General features: G+C 42.1%; 4 protein-coding genes. All 4 read right to left on the reverse strand.

Annotated features, from left to right (window positions below):
- Positions 1 to 46 precede the first annotated feature (46 nt).
- The 4 genes from ABD917_RS08545 to ABD917_RS08560 all read right to left on the reverse strand — a co-directional run bounded on the left by ABD917_RS08545 (position 47) and on the right by ABD917_RS08560 (position 3,830).
- Positions 47 to 247 carry a helix-turn-helix transcriptional regulator gene (locus tag ABD917_RS08545; RefSeq protein WP_345119642.1) on the reverse strand — a complete coding sequence of 67 codons (201 nt, stop codon included), beginning with the start codon at positions 245 to 247 and terminating at the stop codon, positions 47 to 49.
- Between the two features lie 209 nt (positions 248 to 456).
- Complete coding sequence (locus tag ABD917_RS08550) at positions 457 to 1,623, reverse strand: tyrosine-type recombinase/integrase (protein WP_345119643.1); 1,167 nt, start codon at positions 1,621 to 1,623, stop codon at positions 457 to 459.
- Positions 1,624 to 1,789: 166 nt separating this feature from the next.
- On the reverse strand, positions 1,790 to 2,134 hold the full coding sequence (locus ABD917_RS08555; RefSeq protein WP_425548566.1) for a hypothetical protein: 345 nt from the start codon (positions 2,132 to 2,134) through the stop codon (positions 1,790 to 1,792).
- A gap of 13 nt (positions 2,135 to 2,147) precedes the next feature.
- Complete coding sequence (locus tag ABD917_RS08560; RefSeq protein WP_345119645.1) at positions 2,148 to 3,830, reverse strand: portal protein; 1,683 nt, start codon at positions 3,828 to 3,830, stop codon at positions 2,148 to 2,150.
- Positions 3,831 to 3,919 lie beyond the last annotated feature (89 nt).

The following is a 3,919-nucleotide window of genomic DNA, read 5'->3' on the forward strand; positions in this document are numbered from 1 at the left end:
GTGAAAATGGAAAGCCTTGTCCGTCCTTACGTGACAAGGTTTTCTTTTATGCGACGTCGTTATAACGTTGCTGTTTTGCTTGCTCTATGACATTCAAAAGATCCGATTGTAACCAGCGTGATAAAAAACCAAATTTTAAAGGCTTTGGTAAAGAGCCATTGCTCACATGACGGCGAAATGTTGAAACACTCATATGAAGCAATTTTGCACTTTCACGGTCTGTTAAAAGAATATCATTTTCTGTCATTATAATTTCCTTTCAAGAGTAAAAAATGGGAACAAATCATATGTATTTATTAACCATATTATTGAATCACTGGAAAGGTATTTAGTCTATAGAAAACAGTGTTTTATTATCCATTTTCTGATGTGATAATTTATGAGTCTCATTGAGAAAGAATGAGAGAAGAGAGAGCTAAAGTTATCCACAGATAATGGGGTATTACACCCCATATCTTAAGCATGACCTGTAATATAAGCCGCCCATTTATCCATATAGATACGGCGCTGTTCTAAATAATCAGTCCGACGATAAGCACGCTCTACTTTGCCGCCCACTGTATGAGCTAGAATGGTTTCAGCAACCTCATAGGGGGCATCGGTTGTTTCAGCAAGCCAATTGCGTAAACTAGAGCGAAAACCATGGGGGCAGACTTTTAATCCAGTCTGTTGCATGTATTGTGACATACAATTTGCAGCAAGGGGACCCCGACCGGTTGCAGAAAAAAAGAAATCATTGCGAGAAAGCAAACGCGCTTGTTTTAAAATGTCTAATGCTTCTGATGATAGAGGCACACGAAATTCTTTTGTGGTATCCCGTTTTCCTTTCATATTCTCAGCAGGAATAGTCCATATATCCCCATCAACTTGATCTTTATGAATATGACATAAAGGATTGCTACGAACGCCTGTCAGAATAAGCAAACGCAAAGCCAGTTGTGTTATAGCTGTTTTTTGACAAAGTGTTTTATAAAAAGCGGGCACCTCTCTCCAATCCATTGCAGGTAAATTTTGCGTTTTATGACGTTGTTTTCCTAAAAGAGCGCGTGCTTTTTCTGTTGCTTGTAAATCAACATCCAATCCTAATGCAGCCGCATGTTTGAGACAAAGATTAAGACGTATCAATGCTGTTCGAGCAGTTCCAGCTTTTATATGCCAGATAGGGGCAAGAACATTGCGTATCTCTGTTTGCGTAATCTCAGAAACGGGTAGACAACCTAGTTTTGGTAAAATATGCAGTTTTAAAGGTGAAAACCAATCCCCAGTTTTACCATCATTTTTTAATTCAGCTTTACGAGTTTCAAAAGCATCCACGGCAATATCTTTTAAGTAATGGAGATTACGCATTGCTTCACGCTTTTGTTTGTTGCGCTCTTTAATAGGGTCACGACCCTCACGTAAAACAGAACGCCATTGGTTTGCACATTCGCGAGCTTGCTTTAAAGAGACATCTCTTAAAGCGCCCAAGCCCATTTCACGACGGCGCCCGTGAATGGTATAGCGATAAAGCCATTGAGCACCACCATCTTTACGTTTATGAAGAAGCAAGCCGGCACCATCATTATATTTTCCAGCCCCCAATGTTGCGACAGATCTTGCATTAAGACGGTTCATAAGAGCCATTTTTAGTAGTCCTTTCTTTAACAATTTTTACCCACACGCCAGCCCCGCTTTTGACGTGCAAATAAGTGATTTTGATTGATTCAAGATAAACAGCTTTGAAATGAGAGAATCTTACGTTATTCGGGACTCTCATTCAATATGAATAACGCTAGATTATCATTATAAATCAATGTGTTATCTTTCCCATCCATCCCATATAGCCAATAATGTCTTTGCTAGGATCTGGAGGCATCCCATCTCCTTCAACCATTGGTGGCTGAGATTGGGGTTCATAAAACTTTACAAGCGCTTCACGGGCTTGCTTGGCTTGTTCTTCTGCACGTTGCCGATCTTGACTTGGAACAATCTCTGAAGGCTTTTCAACGGGCTCTGCAACCGGCTCTGGAGACGTGACATCATGGCTCTCAACCGTTTCGACCTCGTGATCGCTCTCAAAAGAGCTCTCGTCATCAAAAACCGGTGCTCCAACCCGATAATCTTCATTCAATCCTTCATTCATTTCTGCATTCATTCTTTCACCTTTCTCAGATACTTCTTCCTCTATACGTGGCTGCTCTTTCTCGCATGATTTGATTTTGCATCTGCTCATTGATAATGCGTTGCCGCTCTAATTCATGTTTCTGTTGCATAATCTCTGCTTCCAATTCTGCTCTCTTTTGACGCATAAACAGTTCAATCTGCTTTCCTTGTAACTCCATCTGCTGCATCTGGCTTTTCGTTGCCATGTCTTGTTGCTTTTCTTGCAGCTTCATTTCTTGTTCGGGATTCATCTGTTGCTGGGCTTGTTGCGCCATTTGCTGCTGTTGTTGCATCTTCTCACTCACGCGATTAAGTAGAGATGCCGGCAATGGAGAATAGCGCAGCAGATCAAGCATGATATCTGGTGTCACAGCATTTTGAAGCAACGGTAACAATTGCGTGATAATGCCAAAGGTCCGCTCCTTTTCATTGGGACTGGTTGGCGCATCATCAACCACAATATCATAATCAACACTCATCACTGCTTCACGGGTTAAGGGGATATACTGTGCATTCTCTTCCCCTGAAATCCGCACCAAACGACCATCAGAGAGATAATTTTGTATCAAGTGCAAAATAAGCTTGCCTTGACGCTTGCGATACAAACGCAACCCATCAAACAAACAAGCGAGCAGGTTTAAACTGGATTGACGCCTTTGTGCCTCTAAAACCCCTGCTTGTGATACCTCTCGCGTTCCTATAAACTCTGGCGATAAGCCGGTCACTTGATTAATTGCTTCTTTCGCTTCATTAAACAGTTGGAAAAAGCCCGTAGGAAACTGAGAAACCGGTTTGGGCTGTACCTTGCCACCTGCCAAAGCTCCATTTTTTAAAACCGTAATACTGTCTGCTCTACTCCAACTTTTGACAGCTTCTCGCTCGTCTTCAAAGGCACCCCTCTCTGCCATAATCCCGCCTTTGGATTGGCTGTTGAGAATGTGCATGACTTGGCTAAAATATTTATTCGCCCATCGTTGTGGGTCTTTTGTAGGACGGACAACCCCGTAAAATTGCCGCTCTATCTTGTCAAAATAACCCGTGATACACTCCCAACCTAATTGACCAGCAGGAACCATCGGTTGATCGGGGCATAGTAAAACTTTCCTGCCTAAAAAAGCACGTTTAACAACCTTTTTATTGAAAGCTGCCCCTTGAATATCGAGCATCATGCATTGTAGTTGCTTAAATTCCTCCTCGCTATAGTCACGAAGTTCTCCAGTGCTTAAATCAGGCGCTTTGTAATATCTCTCGCTTTCAAACCAACGGCACTCAACAAGCGTAACCATTCGTCGACCGTTTTCAACATCAATTCCCCTCTCATCATCATAAGCCTCTAAATCATTGTGATGAATCCCCTCATAAGCACTCCCATCTCTTGCCCAATCTGCACTCAGTTCACTCCAATGGGATTTGGGAAACATCTGCTTGGCAATTTCCAACGGCTTGCGGTCTACGTACCATAAGCGTTGTGCATCCGTTAAATTCGGTTGCACCGCTGCGCTGTCCCAAACCATCTTTAATGGGTCTAAACGTGTAATAACCGGTTCACCATCAAGACTATTCTCATAATCAAGTCTGGTATCGGTCCACCCCATGCCGCAGATGACAGCATCTTGGAAAGCATCCGAATCTGCATATTCCGCATGTGCCATGTCGCTACAACGCTTTGATTTATAATAATAATTCATTGTTTTGTATTGTTGAATGAGAGTCTCGAATAACGTAGGATTCTATCATTTCAAAGCTGTTTATCTTGAATCAATCAAAACCATTCCCT

Source organism: Bartonella pachyuromydis (assembly GCF_039543065.1).
GTDB lineage: Bacteria > Pseudomonadota > Alphaproteobacteria > Rhizobiales > Rhizobiaceae > Bartonella > Bartonella pachyuromydis.